Source organism: Paenibacillus sp. tmac-D7, assembly GCF_006519665.1.
In the GTDB taxonomy this organism is placed as follows: domain Bacteria; phylum Bacillota; class Bacilli; order Paenibacillales; family NBRC-103111; genus Paenibacillus_G; species Paenibacillus_G validus.
This window is the reverse complement of record NZ_VIDW01000012.1, coordinates 48,927-68,583: the sequence shown is the minus strand read 5'-3', so window position 1 is coordinate 68,583 and position 19,657 is coordinate 48,927. Positions and strand designations below refer to the sequence as shown.

The 19,657-nt window shown below is 54.3% G+C and carries 19 protein-coding genes and 1 riboswitch; of the genes, 18 read left to right on the top strand and 1 reads right to left on the bottom strand.

Features of this window, described 5'->3' with window-relative positions:
• The first annotated feature begins 254 nt into the window (after positions 1-254).
• From FKP33_RS10905 to FKP33_RS10845, 13 genes are all read left to right on the top strand, one after another.
• The gene (locus tag FKP33_RS10905; protein WP_141335002.1) at positions 255-1,253 is read left to right on the top strand and encodes a LacI family DNA-binding transcriptional regulator; all 999 of its coding nucleotides are present in this window, start codon (positions 255-257) and stop codon (positions 1,251-1,253) included.
• Between the two features lie 286 nt (positions 1,254-1,539).
• Positions 1,540-2,814, top strand: coding sequence for an ABC transporter substrate-binding protein (locus FKP33_RS10900; RefSeq protein WP_127608431.1), 1,275 nt, complete (start codon positions 1,540-1,542; stop codon positions 2,812-2,814).
• A gap of 68 nt (positions 2,815-2,882) precedes the next feature.
• Positions 2,883-3,758 (top strand): branched-chain amino acid ABC transporter permease, encoded by an 876-nt coding sequence (locus FKP33_RS10895; RefSeq protein WP_127608432.1) that lies wholly within the window; start codon positions 2,883-2,885, stop codon positions 3,756-3,758.
• Between the two features lie 13 nt (positions 3,759-3,771).
• Entirely contained in the window at positions 3,772-4,800 is a 1,029-nt protein-coding gene (locus FKP33_RS10890) for a branched-chain amino acid ABC transporter permease (RefSeq protein ID WP_164751860.1), read from the top strand.
• Positions 4,787-5,509: an ABC transporter ATP-binding protein gene (locus tag FKP33_RS10885; protein WP_127608434.1), complete on the top strand. Its 723-nt coding sequence runs from the start codon at positions 4,787-4,789 to the stop codon at positions 5,507-5,509. Before FKP33_RS10890 ends, FKP33_RS10885 begins: the two co-directional genes overlap by 14 nt.
• Positions 5,502-6,206 (top strand): ABC transporter ATP-binding protein, encoded by a 705-nt coding sequence (locus FKP33_RS10880; protein ID WP_127608435.1) that lies wholly within the window; start codon positions 5,502-5,504, stop codon positions 6,204-6,206. The genes FKP33_RS10885 and FKP33_RS10880 overlap by 8 nt, the downstream gene beginning before the upstream one ends.
• An 18-nt stretch (positions 6,207-6,224) precedes the next feature.
• Positions 6,225-7,655, top strand: a complete 1,431-nt coding sequence (locus FKP33_RS10875) for an aldehyde dehydrogenase family protein (protein WP_127608443.1) — start codon at positions 6,225-6,227, stop codon at positions 7,653-7,655.
• A gap of 12 nt (positions 7,656-7,667) precedes the next feature.
• Positions 7,668-8,834, top strand: coding sequence for an iron-containing alcohol dehydrogenase (locus FKP33_RS10870; protein ID WP_054797730.1), 1,167 nt, complete (start codon positions 7,668-7,670; stop codon positions 8,832-8,834).
• Between the two features lie 54 nt (positions 8,835-8,888).
• On the top strand, positions 8,889-9,647 hold the full coding sequence (locus tag FKP33_RS10865; protein ID WP_141335000.1) for an SDR family NAD(P)-dependent oxidoreductase: 759 nt from the start codon (positions 8,889-8,891) through the stop codon (positions 9,645-9,647).
• A gap of 17 nt (positions 9,648-9,664) precedes the next feature.
• The gene (locus tag FKP33_RS10860; RefSeq protein WP_141334998.1) at positions 9,665-10,618 is read left to right on the top strand and encodes a 3-hydroxyacyl-CoA dehydrogenase family protein; all 954 of its coding nucleotides are present in this window, start codon (positions 9,665-9,667) and stop codon (positions 10,616-10,618) included.
• Between the two features lie 80 nt (positions 10,619-10,698).
• Positions 10,699-11,856 carry an iron-containing alcohol dehydrogenase gene (locus tag FKP33_RS10855; RefSeq protein WP_141334996.1) on the top strand — a complete coding sequence of 386 codons (1,158 nt, stop codon included), beginning with the start codon at positions 10,699-10,701 and terminating at the stop codon, positions 11,854-11,856.
• 230 nt (positions 11,857-12,086) lie between these two features.
• Entirely contained in the window at positions 12,087-12,527 is a 441-nt protein-coding gene (locus tag FKP33_RS10850) for a hypothetical protein (RefSeq protein WP_054797732.1), read from the top strand.
• Positions 12,528-12,629: 102 nt separating this feature from the next.
• Complete coding sequence (locus tag FKP33_RS10845; protein WP_372813143.1) at positions 12,630-12,968, top strand: hypothetical protein; 339 nt, start codon at positions 12,630-12,632, stop codon at positions 12,966-12,968.
• An 11-nt stretch (positions 12,969-12,979) separates the two neighbouring features.
• On the opposite strand, the gene FKP33_RS10840 is transcribed toward FKP33_RS10845, so the two are convergent.
• Complete coding sequence (locus tag FKP33_RS10840) at positions 12,980-13,354, bottom strand: MmcQ/YjbR family DNA-binding protein (RefSeq protein WP_054799403.1); 375 nt, start codon at positions 13,352-13,354, stop codon at positions 12,980-12,982.
• Between the two features lie 291 nt (positions 13,355-13,645).
• A riboswitch (cobalamin riboswitch) is annotated at positions 13,646-13,848 on the top strand.
• Between the two features lie 266 nt (positions 13,849-14,114).
• Between FKP33_RS10840 and cobJ the strand changes: the two genes are divergently transcribed.
• Genes cobJ through FKP33_RS10815 form a run of 5 tightly spaced genes read left to right on the top strand, consistent with a single transcriptional unit; the run spans position 14,115 to position 19,655 of the window.
• The gene (gene cobJ / locus FKP33_RS10835) at positions 14,115-15,833 is read left to right on the top strand and encodes a precorrin-3B C(17)-methyltransferase (protein WP_127608261.1); all 1,719 of its coding nucleotides are present in this window, start codon (positions 14,115-14,117) and stop codon (positions 15,831-15,833) included.
• Between the two features lie 21 nt (positions 15,834-15,854).
• A complete protein-coding gene (locus FKP33_RS10830) occupies positions 15,855-17,018 on the top strand; it encodes a sirohydrochlorin chelatase (protein WP_141334994.1) in 1,164 nt (387 codons plus the stop codon).
• A complete protein-coding gene (gene cobK, locus FKP33_RS10825; protein ID WP_054798272.1) occupies positions 17,015-17,794 on the top strand; it encodes a precorrin-6A reductase in 780 nt (259 codons plus the stop codon). Before FKP33_RS10830 ends, cobK begins: the two co-directional genes overlap by 4 nt.
• Complete coding sequence (locus FKP33_RS10820) at positions 17,794-18,444, top strand: precorrin-8X methylmutase (RefSeq protein WP_127608259.1); 651 nt, start codon at positions 17,794-17,796, stop codon at positions 18,442-18,444. Before cobK ends, FKP33_RS10820 begins: the two co-directional genes overlap by 1 nt.
• 5 nt (positions 18,445-18,449) lie before the next feature.
• A complete protein-coding gene (locus FKP33_RS10815) occupies positions 18,450-19,655 on the top strand; it encodes a cobalt-precorrin-5B (C(1))-methyltransferase (RefSeq protein WP_141334992.1) in 1,206 nt (401 codons plus the stop codon).
• The last annotated feature ends 2 nt before the right edge of the window (positions 19,656-19,657 follow it).

Sequence of the window (19,657 nt, the reverse complement as noted above, 5' to 3'; positions counted from 1 at the left end):
GACCAAAGATTAATTTTAGTTGTATTGTAACCAACAAAATACGCATTATCCAAACCGGTTCCGGTTCCAATGCGTTGAATGGGGTTCTTAAAAATTTTTTATAAAATGAGAGTAGACAAGAAACTAAATTTCGAATATACTCAACTTAAATGAATGCGCATTCATGGCATACATTGGAGAAGTAGATGGTTCTTCTTGTAAGGAAAGAGTAGATTTGGTTTCATTTTTGAATACGTATTCTTGGAGAAAAACTTATGGCGTCTTCTAACGATGTGGCTAAAAGGGCCGGAGTATCACAATCCACCGTTTCTCGTGTACTAAATGGCGCGGAAAGTGTAAATCCCAAGACGCGGCAGAAAGTTCTTCAAGCTATTGAAGAATTGCGATACCGTCCCAATTTGATTGCAAGAAGTCTAGTCACGAAAAGTACGAAGACCATTGCAATGGTGTCTGGTTCGATTTTGAATCCTTTTTTTGCAGAGACGACAGATTCGATTGTTCAGTATGCGAGCCAAAAAGGATACAACGTCACGGTTAGCTTTGATGAGGAACTGACCTCGAACTGGCTTGAAACCGCTATCGGAAATTCGGTTGACGGCATTCTGTTGTCCTCGCTAAAACTGGATGACCCTGTCTTTGAAGATTTACAGCGTTCCGGCGTACCTTACATGCTCTACAACCGCAAGCCGCAAATCGGCGGAAACTATGTGGTGCTGGACAACGCCCTCGCTGGCGAGCTGGTCGTCAAGCATTTATTAGATCTGGGGCATTCGCGCATTGCGTATATTTCGAAGAGCGGCAATATTTCAACGTTTAAAGAACGATTCACCGGGTTTATTCAAGCCGTTAATAGCGAAGCGTTGACGGTCGATTCCGATCTTGTTTATTTTTTGGATTTTCCCGAAGTGGAAGTTGAGAAGGTCGTATGGAAGTTAATGAACGGGCCCAAGCCTCCGACCGCAATCCTGTGCGCGAACGATGCCATTGCGCTGCAGTGCATGGATGCGCTGCTGTCAATAGGGCTTAACATTCCCGAGGATGTAAGCTTAGCGGGGATTGACAATATTAAAATTGCATCTCATCGCGCGATAAGATTGACAAGCGTCGGTCACGAGAAGTATCAAATGGGCGAGATTGCCGTGGAAAGTCTGATCAATATGATAGAGGGAATTGAAGACACGTCCACGCCCAAACAAATTGTGCTGAAGCCTGAACTGGTGGTGCGGAACACCACGTGTAAAGCTCGTTGTTGAACGGGAGTTTCTTTACAGGGATTCCCCTTCGCAAGTCTTTATGAATACGTATTCTATAAAGCGTTTACAACTGGCTGATGAATACGTATTTTTTTAACCGGTTACAATATTCAACCTTAAACCGTCACTATTTAACGAATGGTTCATGGTAAAATAGTCTACTATTTTTGCTCGGCAAGCCATGTCCCTATTCAAACCGATTTGAATACGCATTCATTGAAGCGGTTTCAAACGCCGTAAAGGCGAGAAACATATAATCTTTTACTTTATTAAAGGGGGTTTTTGTATGAAGAAATTTTCTTTAATTACGATGAGCGCCATACTTGCCTTTGGTTTGACTGCTTGTGGAGGCGGGACCAAAGAAGCAGCCGGTGGCAGCGGTGGCTCAGGCGGTTCAAGCAGTGCCGGTGGAGCCGTTAAAATCGGCGTCATCCTTCCGCTTACCGGAGATGCAGCGCCATTAGGGGATCAAAGTAAAAAAGCCATAGAAGTGGCCGTTGAAGAAATTAACGCAAAAGGCGGGATCAAGTCCCTGAACGGCGCGAAATTAGAGCTTGTTTTTGGCGATAGCCAAGGCAATCAGCAAGCGGCGGTTTCCGAGACGGTTCGTTTGATCGATAAGGAAAAGGTTGCTCTAATCACAGGAGCTTACCAATCCGGGATGACCTTGCCTGCTTCCCAGGAAGCGGAGAAGAAGAACAAGATTTGGTTCGCTTCGGTTCCATCGGACGATTCCATTACAACACGCGGCTTTAAGAATGTATTCCGGATCGCCGATACTTCCAAAATGCGCGTTACTACACAAATCAACTTCATGAACGACCTGAAAGCGAAAGGCACGGAAATCAAGACAGTCGCGCTCGTGTATGAGAACAGCTCCTGGGGACAAGGCGTAGCGAAGTACTGGAAAGAGGATTTGCCGAAGGCGGGCTATCAAGTCGTCCTCGACGAGCCGTACGACCGGAAAGCGACCGATTTAACGCCGGTAGCCAATAAGGTAAAAGGGGCAAACCCCGACGCTATTCTGATGGTTTCCTATGTACAAGATGCGACCCTGCTGGCCAAAGCGTTCAAGCAGCAAAAGGTAACGCCAAAAGCCTTTATTTCCACGGCGGGCGGAACAGCGGATATGCAGTTCGTGAAAAATGCCGGCGAGGATGCGCTCAACTGGTTTGATATTTCCGCCTGGGAGCCGGATGTGAACCGTCCTGGATCCAAAGAGCTGGACAAACTGTTTGTGGATAAATTCGGAGGACATCCGAGCGGCGAGCAAATTAAAGAATACGCAGGCATCTACACGATTGCGGATGCGCTGGAGCGTGCGAAATCGACGGATACGGAAGCGCTTCGCAAGGCGTTGAAAGAAACGAATCTGACAAGCGGTCCGACTCAAATTTACACGAAAACGATTCACTTTAATGAACAAAATACGCTGCCGGATCCAAGCTTAGTTATGGCTCAATTCCAGAAAGTAAACGGCAAGGTTGAACGTGTTACGGTTTATCCGCAAGCCGATGCCCGTCAAGGTTCCCAAATCATATATCCGTATAAAGCGGAGTAAGCAAGTAGAGAGGGGTGGGGTTCTGTTCCCCACTCTTCTCTTACCCAAGCGGTAAAGGAGGAGTATTCGTGAGTCAAGCGCTGGTTCATGGGATTTTAATGGGTTCGGTTTATGGGCTCATTGCCCTAGGTTTAACCTTGATTTTCGGCATTATGAAGGTAATTAACTTCGGTCACGGTTCGTTTTTGATGATTGCTATGTTCCTGTCTTATTTCGGGATTACTTCTCTTGGGCTGCATCCCTATGTATCCCTCCTGATTGTGGTTCCCGCTATGTTTCTCATCGGCTACGGGGTTAACAAGTTTTTGGTTCAACCCGTGCTGAATAAAGAAGCGGATGTGCGCGAGCCGGTTGGCGCCCTGCTGTTAACGGCTTCCGTTTCGATCGTATTGGATAATGGAATTCTTGCTACCTTCGGCGGCGATTATCGGACGATCAAAACCTCTTTTTCAGACGCCACCGTTACGTTCTTAGGGGTTACGAATGGTCTTTCCCGCGTCTATGCTTTTGTTCTTTGTATTATTGTGACGGCTATTTTCTATTGGATCATGAATAAAACGGAAATTGGCCGTCAGATTCGTGCAGTAGGACAAGACAGGAACGCAGCCAAATTAATGGGAATTAACATCGGAAAAACGTTCAATATTGCATTCGGTATGGGCATGGCGCTGCTTGGGACGGCTGGCGTAGCGTTGCTGCCGTTCAACCAGTTATATCCGACTATCGGCGGCTTGTTTGGCACAACGGCTTTCGTCACCGTCGTATTAGGGGGCCTGGGCAGCATTCCGGGAGCGATCATCGGCGGCTTGCTTATTGGCATCGTTGAATCCGTAGCCACCTTATATGTTGCTCAAACATTAGCGCCGGCATTCGTCCTGTTTGGGTTCTTGTTATTCTTAACGATTCGTCCGTCGGGGCTATTCGGCTCTCCACATGATTGGTAATAGGAGTGATATGATGAAGAAGTTTCTACCTATCATTATCGTCGGGCTCATCTTTGCAGCCGTGCCCCCGTTGTTAGGAAATGACGAATATTTATTGAAAAGCTGTGTCTTTATTCTTCTGAATGCGTATCTGGCTACCAGCTGGAACATTGTCGGCGGGTACGCGGGGCAATTGTCCTTCGGTCATGCGGCTTTCATGGCAATCGGCGGATACGTTTCCACGCTGTTGTTTATGAATACCGGCTTGAGTCCCTGGATCGGGATGCTGATCGGCGGTATCGTGGTTGCCATCATATCGGTATTAATCGGGATTCCGACATTTCGCTTCAAAGGCGCTTATTTCGCTATCGCGACGGTTGCCTTTTCCGGCGGCTTGCTCACGATTCTGAAATCGGTGCCCAAGATTGGTCCGATTGAGCTGGGCTCTTCCGAAGGATTGATCATTCCGCTCGTAACCGACGGCGGTATTGCAAGCTTTCAGTTTCTCTCCAGTGTGCCGTACTACTATATCATTCTCGCTTTTACCGCGATTGTTCTTTTCGTATCCTGGTATATTGAGCGGTCGAAGCTCGGATTTTACTTGACGGCCATCCGTGAGGATGAAGAAGCGGCCAAAGCACTGGGCATTAATACGGCAAGAGTAAAGCTGTACGCCGCAGCGATCAGCGGATTTTTCACCGCTATCGGAGGTACGTTCTTCGGTCAGCTGATGGGGATCTTGCAGCCGGATACGGTTGCAGGTGCGGAAATGTCCGCTCATATGGTGTTCAACGCCATCGTAGGCGGAATCGGAACGGTGTTCGGACCGTTCATTGGTGCGATATTGCTTGGGACCGTGGGCGAAGTGTCGCGCGTGTACCTTGGAGATGGAATTCCAGGGCTTCATCTGGTCATCTACGGCATTATCGTCACGATCGTTATTGTATTCTGGCCTAAAGGAATCGTGGAGCCGCTGCAAAACTTCCTTTCCAAAAAACTGTCATTCAAAAAGAAAGTGGCGATGGGCGTAAAAGAGGGGAGGAACCAGGATGGCCGTGCTTGAGATCCAAAATTTAAATAAAAGCTTTGGCGGATTAACGGTAACCAAAAATTTATCGATCAGTGTGCAGGAAGGTCAAATTTTCGGGGTTATCGGGCCCAATGGCGCCGGTAAATCGACTCTCTTCAATCAAATCTCCGGATATATCCGTCCGGATTCCGGAAGCATTGTGTTTAATGACAAAAATATTGTGGGAAAACCCCCGTACGAGCTGTGCCGCGAAGGGATCGGAAGAACGTTCCAGATCGTGAAGCCGTTCGGTTCGAAGACGGTGCTATATAATGTGGCCGTAGGCGCGTTTGCAAGAACGAACAGCAGGAGCGAAGCGCTGCAAAAGGCGGAAGAAGTCGTCAAGCTGGTCGGCTTGGAGAGCCGGAAAGACTTATTGGCCAAAAACTTGACGATTGTCGACCGCAAACGCTTGGAAGTCGCAAAAGCGCTTGCGACCCAGCCTAAGTTGATACTGCTGGATGAGGTGCTGGCAGGACTGACGCCAAGCGAAGTAGATGAAGCGGTGGAATTAATTAGACGCATTCAACAATCAGGGGTCACGGTTCTCATGATCGAGCATGTCATGAGAGCGGTCATGGCCTTGTGCGAGCGTGTGCTTGTCATCAGCTACGGCGAACCGATCGCCGAAGGAACGCCGCAAGAGGTTACGCAAAATCCACAGGTTATTTCAGCGTATCTGGGGGATGATCATCATGCTTAAAGTGAAAAATCTGAGTGTACATTACGGCGGCATGCAGGCTCTGGCGAACGTCAATATCCAGGTTAACGAAGGGGAAATCGTCAGCATCGTCGGCTCCAATGGCGCCGGTAAATCCACCACCATTAATGCAATATCCGGACTTCGCAAATTAACGAGCGGAACCATCGAGTTTATGGGTAAAGACGCAACGGCGGTAGAGGCCCATGATCGGGTGCCGATGGGCATCGTTCAAGTGCCGGAAGGCCGAAAGCTGTTTCCGATCATGACCGTGGAAGAAAATCTGCTGCTCGGCTCCTCCCATCCGGAAGCACGAAAAGTTAGAAATGAAACCTTGAAGGAAGTATACAAGCTGCTTCCGCGCCTGGAGGAAAGAAAGAAGCAAATTTCCAAAACCCTCTCGGGCGGGGAGCAGCAAATGGTAGCCATCGGCAGAGCCTTGATGAGCAGACCGAAGCTGCTTATGTTCGATGAGCCTTCGCTGGGCCTGTCTCCTCTGCTGGTTCAAAATCTGTTCAGTCTCATTAGACAGATCAGCAGTCAAGGCATTACGATTATGCTGGTTGAACAGAACGTGAAGCAAACCTTGCAAATTGTAGACCGCTGTTATGTGCTGGAGAATGGATCCATAAGCTTGGAAGGAACCGGACAAGAGCTGCTGCACAACGATCACGTGAAGAAAGCATTCCTGGGTATGTAGGAGGAGGAGATGAGAGAGATGCATATCGGATCATTAATTAATGGCATCGAAGTACGGGGAGAGGGACGCGAAGAGCACGAAATCAGAAGCCCTTATAACGGCGAGGTTGTAGGCGTCGTGGAATACGGTACGCGCGAGGATATCGAGCAAGCGGTTCAAACGGCTTACCGCGTATTCCATGAAACGATGAAGAAGATGCCGGCCTACCGGCGCTCGGAGATTTTACGAAAAGCAGCGGATAGCCTGGAAGCTCAGGCGGAAGATTTTGCAAGGCTGCTCATGGCGGAAGCGGGCAAACCGATTCGCGACGCCCGGGGAGAAGTAGGGCGCGCCATTCAAGTGATACGTTTTGCGTCGGAAGAGGCCAAAGCCAATGACGGCGAGCTTATTAAGATGGACAGCGCCATCGGCGGAGAAAATCGGATCGGCTTTGCCAAAAGGTATCCGGTTGGCGTTGTTGCGGCAATTACGCCCTTCAATTTCCCGCTTAATCTCGTGCTTCATAAATTGGCGACGGCCTTTGCCGCAGGCTGCACCGTCGTGTTAAAGCCGGCGGAGAAAACGCCGCTGTCTGCGATGAAGCTAGCCAGATTGCTGGAGGAAGCCGGTTACCCCAAAGGGGCCTTGAACGTCGTCAATGGCACCGGGGTTGACTTGGTCGAGCCGCTTGTCACGCATCCGCTGGTCAAAAAAGTAACCTTTACGGGAAGCGGCCCGGTAGGATGGAAAATCAAAGAGATGGCAGGTCCGCGTAAAGTAACGCTGGAGCTCGGCTCCAATTCGCCTAATCTTATTTTCAATGACGCCAACTTGGACATTGCCGTAGAAAGCATTCTCAAAGGCGGATTTACGTTTGCAGGTCAAGCCTGCATTTCGGTGCAACGGGTGTATGTCCAGAAGGACGTGTACCAGCCTCTATTGGACCGGCTTGTTCCTAAAGTAGCCAGCCTCAGAATCGGAGATCCCGCCCTGGAATCGACGGATATCGGACCGATGATCACGGAGCAGGCCGCCATTCGAGCGGAGGAATGGATCCGCGAAGCGGCTTCGGAAGGAGCGACTATTCTTGTTGGCGGGGAAAGAAACGGAAATATCGTCTCCCCAACCATAATTACCGATACCAAGCATCATATGAAAGTCGTTTGCCAAGAAGTGTTCGCTCCGCTCATTACGGTGATTCCGTTTGAAACGGAAGAGGAAGTCATCGCCGCAGCGAACGATTCGGACTACGGTCTCCAGGCAGGGGTGTTTACCTCGGATATTAACCGGGCGTTCCGCATCGCTGAACTGCTGGAAACCGGCGGCGTATGGATTAATGAAGTATCGACGGTCCGCACCGATCATATTCCGTACGGCGGAGTGAAATTGAGCGGACTTGGCAAGGAAGGCGTCAAATATGCGATTGAGGACATGACCGAAACGAAGTTTATCGGAGTCCGCTTACTTTAAGGGGGAAGCAGCATGAGTGTATCTTCTATTTTCCGAATGCCGAACGTGCTACTAACAGGAACCGGGTCTGTACAGCAAGTCGGAGTCCAGGCTGTCAAATTGGGAGCTCGCAAAGTACTGGTCATTACCGATAAAGTATTGAACCAAACCGGATTGGTCAAGCAAGTGACCGATCCGTTAGAAGCCGAGAATATTCAAGTCGATATTATCGACGAAGTCGTTCCCGAGCCTCCGTTTGAAAATCTCGAGCAAATTGCGCGCGGCATTCGCGATCAAGGCTATGACGTGTTCGTCGGAATCGGCGGGGGAAGCGCATTAGATGTCACCAAAGCCTTGGCCATTATGATGACCAACCCGGGCGATGTACGGGAATTGGTCGGCATCGAGAAGGTACGGAACAAAGGCATTCCTTTTATTTTAATCCCGACGACAGCAGGAACGGGCTCTGAAGTGACGTACAACGCCATTTTTACGGATATTCGGGATAACGTGAAAAAAGGGATTGTAAGTCCCTATCTTCTCCCGGATGTTGCAATCGTAGACGCAGCCTTGACGGTCTCCGTACCGCCTGCGGTAACGGCGGCTACGGGTATGGATGCATTAGTCCACGCTGTGGAATCCTACACGGCCCAGCGCGCATCGGAGTTGACGGACGGCATTGCGCTTCATGCGATTCAATTAATATCGCGCTCCATTCGTACTGCCGTATATAACGGCAAGAACATTCAAGCCCGCGAGGATATGGCGATGGGCAGTTTAATGGCCGGCATCTCCCTCGGCAATGCGGGAGTAGGAGCGGTTCATGCGTTAGCTTACCCGTTGGGCGGCAAATTTAAAGTTCCGCATGGCGTGGCGAATTCATTGCTGCTGCCTTATGTGATGAAATATAATGTGCTCGCCAATCTGGAAAAGTTTGCACAGGTAGCCAAGGCATTGGGAGAGAACACGGAAGGACTTTCTTTGCGCGATGCAGCGGAAACAGCGGTTCATGCCCTGGCCAGATTGTCACGGGATGTCGGGATTCCATCCACATTGCGGGACGTTGGCGTAACGGAAGACGATATTCCCGCTTTGGCTGAAGAAGCCAGCAAAATTGACCGCCTGTTAAATAATAATCCACGTTGGCTCACGGTGAAAGAAATCGAAGCGATCTACCGGGATGCTTACGAAGGGCAGTAACCCCAAACAGGCGTCTGCGGCGCCTGTTTTATTTTTGATACGGTGGGTGAAAGCATGAACTTTGACAGCCTGCAAGGAAAAGTTGTGATCGTGACGGGCGGGAACAAGGGGATCGGGAAAGACATCGCGCTATCGTTCACTAAATTGGGCGCCCGTGTGATCATTACGGGGAGAGACGTAACCGCTTTGAACCAGACTTGCCGGGAGCTTCAACTGCACGCGCCGCAAAGCCTCGCCATGGCATGCGATATGCAGAAAGTGAGCGACATCCGGCAATTGGGCGATACGGCCTTGGAACGGTTCGGCCGGATCGATATATGGGTCAATAATGCAGGGATTAATATTGCGAAGCCTGCCCTGGAAGTGACCGAAGAAGATTGGGACCGGGTGCTGGATACGAACCTGAAAGGCACTTTTTTTGCTTGCCAGCGCGCAGGGGAGGTCATGCTTAAACAAGGGGGAGGCCGAATAATCAACATCGCCTCCCAAATGGCGTTTGTCGGCTATTTCAACCGGGCGGCGTACTGCTCGAGCAAAGGCGGGGTGGTGCAGCTGACCCGCGCTCTTGCGGTTGAATGGGCTTCCCAAGGCGTGCTCGTCAATGCCGTAGCGCCTACCTTTATTGAGACCGAGCTTACGGCCAAGATGCTCACCGATCCATCGTTCATGGAGGATGTCCTGCGCCGCATCCCGCTCGGACGGATGGCGAGGCCTCAGGATGTAACGGGAGCCGTCCTTTACCTGGCTTCCGATCTGGCCGGCTCCGTCACGGGAGAAACGATCCGCGTCGATGGCGGCTGGACGGCGATATAAGGAAGGGGGAGAGGGCTATGCGCGAACAGTTGGCTGTGATCGGCGCAGGTACGATGGGGCATTCGATTGCTTTGACCGCGGCTTGGGCCGGGATGCCTGTACAGGTTTGGGCAGCCGATTTGCACGATTTGAATAAAGGGAAGGCCGGCATTGAGGAGAAGCTTGCCATTCTGCGGGACAATCAATTAATCACAGACGACGAGCAAATCGAAATCGAACAGCGCATTCGCTTCACGACTGCTTTGGAAGCTTGTCTCTCCGGCGCCACCTTTGTGATAGAAGCGATTCCGGAGAATTTGCCGCTGAAGCAGATCTGGTTTGAAAAGCTCGATCGTTTATGCGGGGAGGACGTCATTCTCGCCAGCAATACGTCGGGGTTAAGTCCGACGGACATCGCATGGAAAGCCCGCTATAAGCATCGTATTCTAGTGACGCACTTTTGGAATCCCGCTCACCTCATCCCTCTCGTGGAAGTCGTTCGCGGTGCGGAGACATCGGATGAAGCGGCCCAGCGCGCGATGAATCTGTTGAATCACATGGACAAAAAACCTGTCGAGCTCAAAAAAGATGTGCTGGGTTCGATCGTGAACCGTCTGCAATACGCGCTGTTCCGTGAAGCTCAATATATAGCGGAGATGGGTGTTGCAACCATAGAGGATATCGATATGGCCGTTAAATACAGCATCGGAAGGAGACTCCCGGTTACAGGTCCGTTCATGACGGCCGATATGGGAGGGCTTGATGTATTTGATTCGATTTCCGGTTATTTGTTCCCCGATTTGAGCACGCATTCCGCATCGTTGCCGGCGATGCGCGCGCTCGTCGACAGCGGCAGCTACGGACAAAAAAACGGAAAAGGCTTTTATGAATGGACGCCGGCGTTCTCCCGGCAGATGAACCGGGAGCGAGAGCAGGAATTGATGGATTGGCTGAAAAAGGACAGGAGGAACCGAACGCCTGAAACGACCTGATACAGCTTAATTCGGCAAAGGCTCCGGGATTTGGCGTCACCGAGATGAAAGAGATGATCTTCAATAAAGGAGTGTGCAGGATGAGTACATTTATTTCTCCCGTAAAAATTCATTTCGGAGAAGGTTGTGTCCGAAAAATTAGCGACGAATGCCAAGCGTTAGGAGTCCGTCGCGTGATCGTTTTCGCAGACCCGTTTCTCGTTACGTCAGGTGCCATAAGCAAAGTAGAACACATTCTGTCTGAGCATGGCATCGAATATTCGGTCTACGACCAAATCGTGCCCGAACCGCCGGTCGCTATCGGCGATCAAGCGGTCGATGCGGTCAGAAACTCCGGAGCGGAGCTGGTGATCGCGGTCGGAGGGGGCAGCGCGCTGGATATCGCCAAGGCCGCTGCGGTGCTTGCGACACATGAGGGCAGCATAGCGGATTATTTAAATTTGACCGGCACCAAGAAGCTGCAGCATAAGGGGCTTCCGAAAATCCTGATCCCGACAACATCAGGGACAGGGTCTGAGGTAACGGATATCGCCGTCTTTAACCTGGAGTCAACCAAGGACGTCATTACCCACAACTACCTGCTGGCGGATGTCGCGATTGTAGACCCAGAATTCACGTACAGCGTTCCACCCCGTGTAACGGCTGCCACTGGCGTAGATGCCTTCACTCACGCGCTTGAAGCTTATACGTCGATCCAATCCTCTACGCTCACGGATGCGCTGGCGTTGGAAGCGATGGATTTGATCGCCAAAAATCTTCGCAAAGCGGTATGGCAAGGCCACGATCAAGAGGCAAGAAGAGCTATGTCCTGGGGGAGTATGCTGGCGGGAATGGCCTTCTTCAATGCAGGGACGGCCGGCGTTCATGCGCTGGCTTACCCGCTCGGCGGATTATTCCATATTTCACACGGGGAATCGAACGCTCTCATGCTGCCTTATGTGTATGAATTTATTCTTCCCTCCTGCCTGGAGAAGATGGAGAAGGTTGCCTTCGTTATGGGGGTAGGACGCAAAGAGGCATCCACTCGGGACAATGCGCTCGCCGCGCTTCAGGCGATTCGCGACCTGACTCAAGATGTCGGCATCCCGTCCTCCCTTCAGGCCTATGGCATTGAAGAGAAGGATATCGAGCTGCTGGCCCAGGACGGAGCCAAGCAAACACGCTTGCTGCAGCGGAGTCCCAAAGCCTTAACTTTAGACGATATTCGTCATGTTTACCGCAGAGCGCTTCAAGGATAGGAGCACGTCGAAGGGCGTGGCAGGCCGAAATGTGACGCTTGAATAAGACGCCAGACGCCAGGGGAATTTGCCTGGCGTCTTTTTTTTTTGCGGGCTTTTCACTACGCGAGTGGTAGATCGTGTAAACTTATAGTAATATTTTCATCGGAAGATGTTCGAATCGGCGGAAGCTGAAAGAAGAGCGCTTACGAAAATTCAAGTTGAGAGAGATTGCGAAAAAGGGTGGAACCATGCCGTCATTTTTAGAGTTCTTTTATGAACGTCTCAAAAAGAAAGAGTTTGACAATTATCCGTTTATGATCTCGCTTCATCACGGACTGGCTTATACCGTACAGCTGGAAGACCGGGTTACGAACCTGCTGATGCTGCCTTTCGAACAAACAGGTCTGGCCTACATCGAACCGAATCCGAACCCCGGCAACGTGGTGAACGTGCATCCTTATTACAGAGGCAGGATACTGCTGGAATTCGAAATTCTTCACGGCACGGACCTGCATAAGCCTAAAACCGAGGAGCAAGTGCTCGAATTTCTGTACCGCAACGCCTGGCAGCTTCATCAGTTGGCCGAAGGCATGCAGGGAAGCTTCGAGGATTACATGGTGAAGTTTAAAATGATGTGCGACTTTCTGCGTTACTTTAATTCCGTCGTTGTCATTCCGAATCGTTCGTAGAGGGAAGGGCTTGCGGCGGGAAGAAACGTGTATCTATCCCGGGCCGTCCACGAGGAACGGGGGAATCCCTATGAAAAACGTACCAGGGGGAGGGGAACAGCCTTGTTACCGATGGAACAGGAAACGATGGCGCTGCTCGTCGGCGGTTTCGGCATCGTCATGGGCATTTCGTTTGTTTTTGTCATTTTGCTTTGGATAAAAGGGCGAAAAGAAGTATACCGCAGCGCCTTCGGGTGGGTGATCGCGCATTTCGTGGTGTTCAGCGCAGCGGTGGCCTGCTGTCTGAAGGCGATCGGCACGAGGCCGACGCACCCTTCGATGGCTTCGGAAGGAAACTCGCTGTGGCTCGGCATTGGCGGCGTTCTGTGGGCGGCCTCCATGCTGATCTTGCTCGGCGCGATCGCCGCATTCACGGCACGGGATACACATCGCGGGGAGTAACGTTAAGAGGCTCAGCTCTTTCGCTGCCCGGGGCCCCAGATCGCTTCCTTCTCCGCTTTTGACAAGTTCCGTCTGACAAGCTGATACGACTCTTCAAGCATGTTCTCAAGCTCCTCATCCGCCAGCTTTCCGTTCAAGATGACGGTATTCCAATGCCTTTTGTTCATATGATATCCCGGCAGCACGGTGTCTGGATACGTCTGGCGCATCAGCCAGATTGTGTCCGGATCGGCCTTCAGATTGACGCTCGGGACGCCGGATTGATGGCCTAATAAGGCGAACATTTTGCTGCCGACATAAAGCACCGGAAGATCGGGCTCGAACGGGTACCGCAGACTGGTTCCGGGTTTCTTCAACGCCAGGGCGATCAATAACTCGTGATTCATTTGACAAGAGGCTCCTTTCAGCGGCGGTTTTGCCTTTATTTCAGCATATCCGATCCCGGCTCTGATGAAAAGCCATAACCGCAGCTGGCCGAAGACTTGCGTGACCACGGGGCATAGGCATCAGGTCGGGCGCCCAGCGCGGCGACAAAAGCGGCAAGCACTCCTGACGCGTGTCATCTCAACCTCCCGCATCAAGCTCCCTTTCCGACAAAGAGTTGGACAGTCTTGAAATAATCGTGCTATCATGGGAGTTGATTATCAAAGAAATGCGTGAATACGTACCTAATTTTATATTGAGTTCAGAGAACAGGTGCCGATATGCCGCCATTGCGCGTATCGGCTTAATAGGGAAGCCGGTGTAAGTCCGGCACGGTCCCGCCACTGTAAGCGAGGAGCTTTTTCCGATCCAGGCCACTGTCGATTCGTCGATGGGAAGGCGCGTGAAAAAGCGATGAGACGCAAGTCAGGAGACCTGCCTGTTTTCCGCTGCCTTGTCACGATCGAACGCGACGAGAGCGGCAAAGTCACCAGAAAGCCTACGCGGATAGGGGGGTGTACGGGAATGGGTTCAGGCGTACTGCGGGTTAGAGCCAAGCGCTTGCCGTCATATTCGGCAAACGCGCGGGAATTTACCCCGGCAGCAGCCGGTTCACTTTATCGTCAAGCATCTTTCCGAGAGGAAGGATGCTTTTTTTGCGTGGGTTGGTTTGTTTGATGGTTCCGCTATTATCGTTCAGCGACTGGAAGGGAGGACGAAACGATGAAAGGCAAGCTATCGGTTATCGGATTTGGCCCCGGCAGCTTCGAGCATATGACGCAAGCGGCGAAAGAAGCGATCATGGAGAGCGAGGTCATCATCGGCTACAACACATACGTGGATTTGATCCGCGGTTTACTGAGCGGGCAGCATATCGTACGTACCGGGATGACCGAGGAGGTCAGCCGGGCGCAGGAGGCGGTTCGGCAGGCGCAGGCCGGCCGGAAAGTCGCGGTTATCTCGAGCGGGGACGCGGGGGTGTACGGGATGGCCGGCCTCGTCTACGAAGTATTGATGGAGCAAGGCTGGCGTCGGGACACCGGTGTCAACGTGGAGGTGATTCCGGGCATCTCGGCGATCAACTCGACGGGTTCGCTGCTTGGCGCGCCGATCATGCACGATGCCTGCACGATCAGCCTGAGCGACCATTTGACGCCCTGGGACCTCATTATTAGGCGGGTCGAAGCGGCGGCGGCGGCCGACTTCGTCATCGCGTTATATAACCCGCGAAGCGGCCGGCGCACCCGGCAAATCGTCGAGACGCGCAGCGTGCTGCTGCGTTACCGGTCGCCGCAAACGCCGGTTGGTATTGTCAAAAGCGCCTACCGGGACCGGGAAGAGATTGCCATCACGACGCTCGAACGCATGCTGGAGCACGACATCGGCATGCTGACGACGGTTATTATCGGCAACTCGGCGACGGTCGTCTACGACGGTCTGATGATTACGCCGCGCGGCTACCAGCGCAAGTATACGCTCGGCGCGGACGTGCAGCCGTTGAAGCCGCATGAGCGGCTGCGCGCCGAGGCGGAGCCGTGGTCGCTCGAAGCGCGGGAAGGCGCTGTTGCGACGGCGGAGCGAGAGCCGGCAGCGGGAGCGGCGAAGAGCGAAGCGGCTGCCGCAGAGGCGACGGCTGCGAAGGAAGCGGAGGGCGCAGCGGGGGACGCTGCCGCGTCGCCGCTAGCGTTGGCGCTCGAGGCGCTGCGGCTCGTGGAGACGCAGCGCGGTGCGGCGAACGCCGGAGCGCCGGCCGAGACGCCGTCCTGGCAGCGCGAAAGCGATCCGTTCCGGCGGCGGGAGATTCTCGAGTTCGCCGTCAGCCCCGGGCTCGCGGAGAAGAGATTGACGGCCGCCCAACTGACGCTGCTGGCCGACATCGTGGGCGAAGACGGTTCGATTGAATATACGCCGCATCATCAATGGCTTGTGAGGCTCGTGACTTCGGAGCCGCAGCAGGCGGTATCGCGGCTGGAGGCGGCTGGGCTGCTGCTGGCGCCGGTCGGCGATGTCGCGCAAATCAAGGCATGCGATTTTTGCAATATGGACAAAGCGGATTCGGTTCCTTACCTGGAGGATCTGCAGCAGCGAATCGGCGGCCTGAAGGTGCCAAAGGAGCTGCGCATCGGTTTCAACGGCTGCGGAATGGCTTGTTACGGCGCGGTGCGGGAAGATATCGGCATCGTGTACCGCAAGGAAAAGTTCGATCTGTTCCTCGGCGGCAAAACGGTAGGCCGCAACGCTCATCCGGGCATCCCGGTGGCTGAAGGCGTAGAGCCGGATCGCTTGCTGGAGACGGTGGAGCGGATCGTCAGGCGGTATGCGGATGAGGCCCATCCGAACGAGCGTTTTCATAAATATTATAGCCGGATCAAGGAGCTTGAAGGATATCGTTACCGGGAAGTGCCGGTGTTCAAGATTGAAAATGCCGTCTGCGGCGATTAAACGAAGGGAGGCGGATCGTAGATGGACGCCTTGTTATTTGTCGGTCACGGAAGCCGTGATCCGGAAGGAAACGAAGAGGTGCGCGCCTTTGTCCGTTCGGTGGAGAACGGGCTGGATGTGCCGATTGTAGAAACATGTTTTTTGGAGTTCGAGTCCCCTTCCATGCGGGAAGGCTTTGCCGCGTGCGTCGCCCGGGGGGCGACCCGGGTTGGCGTTGTGCCGATTACGCTGTTTGCGGCGGGACATGCGAAGCTCCATATTCCGGCGGCTATGGATGAGGCGAAGCGTCAGTTTCCCGGTGTCGAATTTATTTACAGCCGACCGATCGGCGTGCACGAGCTGGCGCTGGATATTTTGCAGACCCGGCTGGCGGAGGCCGGTGTCGACGGTTTGATCGAATCGCCGGATACGGCGCTGCTATTGATCGGAAGAGGAAGCAGCGACGCCGATGCGAACAGCGATTTGTTTAAAATATCCCGGTTGCTGTGGGAACGGCTCAACGTGCAATGGGTCGAGACGGCGTTCATCGGCGTAACCGCCCCGCGGGCCGACGAAGGCGTGGACCGCTGTGTCAGGCTGGGCGCGAAACGCATCGTGCTGCTGCCGTACTTTTTGTTCACGGGCGTACTGATCAAGAGGCTGGAGCAGCTGACGGCCTCGTTCGCGGAGACGTATCCGGACCGCGAGTTCGTGCTTGCCGAATACTTCGGGTTCCACCCGATGCTGCGCGAGATTATGCGGGAGCGCGCACAGGAAGCGCTGCAGGGGCAGGTGCGGATGAATTGCGACATGTGTCAATTCCGGCTGGAAGCGATGAAGCATCATCACCATGATCATGATCATGACCACAGTCATCACCATGGGCACGATCATCATCATGAGCACGAGCACCGTCATGCACACGGCGACGAGCACCGTCACGAACATGAGCACGGGCACCGTCATGCACACGGCGACGAGCACGCTCATAACCATGAGCACGAACACATTCATGCGCACGGCGACGAGCACGAGCATGACCACGAACCTAAGCATCAACAGGAACACAGCCATGTCCACGCGCATGCCGATGATCATGATCATGAGCATAAGCGCCATCCCGGCCATGAACAACAGGATCAGCATCGCGAGCAGCCGCAGGAGGCAGCGCCGTCTCCGGCTTCTACGAAGGAGGTGCCCGCATGATCCTCGTCATGGCCGGAACGAGCGACGCGCGTGAGCTGGCAATACGCATCCGGCAAGCCGGCTACGAGCTGCTGGCGACCGTCGTCACCGAGAGTGCGGCGAAGAGCCTCATGGAGGCCGGTGTTCCGACGCAGGTCGGGAGGCTGTCCGAAGCGGCGCTCGTGGAGCTGATCCGCAGCCGCAGCGTCCAGGCGGTCGTCGACGCGACGCACCCGTTCGCCGAGGAAGCGTCGCGCAATGCGATGGCGGCGGCCCGCACGGCGGACGTGCCTTACGTCCGCTATGAGCGCGAGCGCGGGAAGTTCGCCGCCCACCCGCGCCTTTCCTTCGTCGACGACTACGAGCAGGCGGCGGAATTGGCGGCGCAAAAGCGCGGTGTCGTATTCCTCGCCACGGGCAGCAAGACGCTGCAGGTGTTTGCCGAGAAGCTGGTCGGGCTGCCGGATACGACGCTGGTCGCGCGCATGCTGCCCCGTAAAGACAACATGGAGAAGTGCGAGCAGCTCGGCGTCGAGCAGAGGAACATCGTGGCCATGCAGGGGCCATTTTCGAAGGAAATCAATCAGGCGTTCTATCGGCATTACGGCGTCACGGTGCTGATCACGAAGGAAAGCGGACAAGTCGGCGCCGTGGAAGAGAAGCTGTCGGCCGCGCTTGAGATGGACATCGACACGATTGTGATCGGCCGGCCGGCGCTTGATTACGGGGTCGTCTACACGGAGTTTGACGGCGTGCTCGCCGAGCTCGGACAAATTGCACAGGAGGTGCGTCGGTAATGGATTTTCGCACGGATTTTAAACCGGTGACCGTACAGCCGCAGGAAATTGAAGAAAAAAGCTTCGAGATGATTACGGAGGAATTCGGCCCGCACGATTATGCCGAGGAGCAGTATAAAGTCGTGCAGCGGGTTATTCATGCTTCGGCCGATTTCGAGCTGGGGCGCAGCCTCGTGTTTCATCCGGATGCCGTACAGGCCGGTATTCAGGCGATCCGCAGCGGCAAGCCGATCGTGGCGGATGTGCAGATGGTGCAGGTCGGCATCAGCAAGCCGCGTCTGGAGAAGTTCGGGGGCGAGGTGCGGGTGTACATATCCGATCCCGACGTGATGCAGGAGGCGAAGCGGCTCAATACGACGCGCGCGATCATCGCGACGCGCAAGGCGGCGCGGGAAGCGGACGGCGCGATCTATGCGATCGGCAACGCTCCGACGGCGCTGCTGGAGCTGATTCGGCTCGTCAAGGAGGGCGAAGCGCGTCCCGGTTTAATCATCGGTGTCCCGGTCGGCTTCGTGTCGGCGGCGGAATCGAAGGAAGAGCTGCTGAAGCTGGACGTGCCGTTCATCACGAATATCGGCCGCAAAGGCGGAAGTCCGGTCGCGGTTGCGACCGTTAATGCGCTGTCGCTGCTCGCGGAGCGTCAGGGGTAACAGACATGGTCAAGGCCGGTGCGGACAACCAGGAGACGAAGCCGCTTCGTCACGGGTATACGACGGGCGCTTGCGCCACGGCGGCTGCTCAGGCGGCGCTGGAGGCGCTCATTGTGCAGGAAACGGTTATGAAGTCGACGATCCGGCTGCCGATCGGGCAGGATGTGACGTTCGACATCGTCCGGTGCGAATTCGAGCAGACGCGGGCTTGCGCCGAAGTCATCAAGGACGGCGGCGACGACCCGGACGCAACGCATGGCGCGAGAATTATAACCGAGGTCTCGTGGACCCCGGAGGAAGGCATAGACATCGACGGCGGCATCGGCGTTGGTCGGGTGACGAAGCCGGGGCTGCCCGTCGACGTCGGTCAGGCTGCCATCAATCCGGTGCCGCGCAAAATGATCCGCGAAGCGGTTGCGGCCGTGCTCAACCGCTACGAGATTCACCGTGGCGTGCGGGTCGTCGTATCGGTGCCGGAGGGCGAAGAGATTGCGAAGAAAACGCTCAATGCGCGGCTCGGCATCTTGGGCGGCATCTCGATTCTCGGCACGCGCGGTATCGTCGTGCCTTTCTCGACGGCGGCCTACAAAGCAAGCGTCGCCCAAGCGATTCGGGTGGCCGTCAAGAGCGGCGTCCGTCATATCGTCCTCTCCACCGGAGGCCGCACGGAAAAGTTCGGCATGGAGCTGTATCCGGCGCTGCCGGAGGAGGCGTTCGTCGAAATGGGCGACTTTGTCGGATTTGCCGTGCAGCAATGCGCCAGGCAGGGCATCAGGCGCATCACCCTCGTTGGCATGATGGGCAAATTTTCCAAAGTAGCGCAGGGCGTGATGATGGTGCACTCCAAAAGCGCCCCCGTCGACTTCGGCTTTCTCGCCGGGCTGGCGGAGCAGGCCGGGGCGTCCGGGGAGACGCTGCAGCAGATCCGGGAAGCCAATACGGCCGCACAGGTCGGCGATATGATGCAGGCGCTCGGGAACGAGGCCTTCTTCCAGCGGATGGGCGAATACTGCTGCCGAGCGTTGCTTAAGGAAACCGGGAGCAGGAGCCGCCCGGCGGACCTGCGCGAACGGCAGGCGGAAGGCGAGCCGGACGAAAGCCTTCAGATCGAAACCGTTATTATCTCGATGAAGGGCGATCTGCTGGGGCGATCTGCCGCAACAGCTTCACACGGGCCGGGGGAACAATCCGGAAGCGACAGGGAAAGGTGAGA

Excerpts from the sequence above, each read along its gene's own strand:
- FKP33_RS10880 (WP_127608435.1), top strand. The coding sequence starts at position 5,502 with ATGCTTAAAGTGAAAAATCTGAGTGTACATTACGGCGGCATGCAGGCT.
- cobK (WP_054798272.1), top strand. The coding sequence starts at position 17,015 with ATGATCCTCGTCATGGCCGGAACGAGCGACGCGCGTGAGCTGGCAATA.
- FKP33_RS10830 (WP_141334994.1), top strand. The coding sequence starts at position 15,855 with ATGGACGCCTTGTTATTTGTCGGTCACGGAAGCCGTGATCCGGAAGGA.
- FKP33_RS10850 (WP_054797732.1), top strand. The coding sequence starts at position 12,087 with ATGCCGTCATTTTTAGAGTTCTTTTATGAACGTCTCAAAAAGAAAGAG.
- FKP33_RS10820 (WP_127608259.1), top strand. The coding sequence starts at position 17,794 with ATGGATTTTCGCACGGATTTTAAACCGGTGACCGTACAGCCGCAGGAA.
- FKP33_RS10855 (WP_141334996.1), top strand. The coding sequence starts at position 10,699 with ATGAGTACATTTATTTCTCCCGTAAAAATTCATTTCGGAGAAGGTTGT.
- FKP33_RS10860 (WP_141334998.1), top strand. The coding sequence starts at position 9,665 with ATGCGCGAACAGTTGGCTGTGATCGGCGCAGGTACGATGGGGCATTCG.
- FKP33_RS10870 (WP_054797730.1), top strand. The coding sequence starts at position 7,668 with ATGAGTGTATCTTCTATTTTCCGAATGCCGAACGTGCTACTAACAGGA.
- FKP33_RS10890 (WP_164751860.1), top strand. The coding sequence starts at position 3,772 with ATGAAGAAGTTTCTACCTATCATTATCGTCGGGCTCATCTTTGCAGCC.
- FKP33_RS10885 (WP_127608434.1), top strand. The coding sequence starts at position 4,787 with ATGGCCGTGCTTGAGATCCAAAATTTAAATAAAAGCTTTGGCGGATTA.
- FKP33_RS10875 (WP_127608443.1), top strand. The coding sequence starts at position 6,225 with ATGCATATCGGATCATTAATTAATGGCATCGAAGTACGGGGAGAGGGA.
- FKP33_RS10900 (WP_127608431.1), top strand. The coding sequence starts at position 1,540 with ATGAAGAAATTTTCTTTAATTACGATGAGCGCCATACTTGCCTTTGGT.
- FKP33_RS10840 (WP_054799403.1), bottom strand. The coding sequence starts at position 13,354 with ATGAATCACGAGTTATTGATCGCCCTGGCGTTGAAGAAACCCGGAACC.
- FKP33_RS10865 (WP_141335000.1), top strand. The coding sequence starts at position 8,889 with ATGAACTTTGACAGCCTGCAAGGAAAAGTTGTGATCGTGACGGGCGGG.
- FKP33_RS10815 (WP_141334992.1), top strand. The coding sequence starts at position 18,450 with ATGGTCAAGGCCGGTGCGGACAACCAGGAGACGAAGCCGCTTCGTCAC.
- cobJ (WP_127608261.1), top strand. The coding sequence starts at position 14,115 with ATGAAAGGCAAGCTATCGGTTATCGGATTTGGCCCCGGCAGCTTCGAG.
- FKP33_RS10905 (WP_141335002.1), top strand. The coding sequence starts at position 255 with ATGGCGTCTTCTAACGATGTGGCTAAAAGGGCCGGAGTATCACAATCC.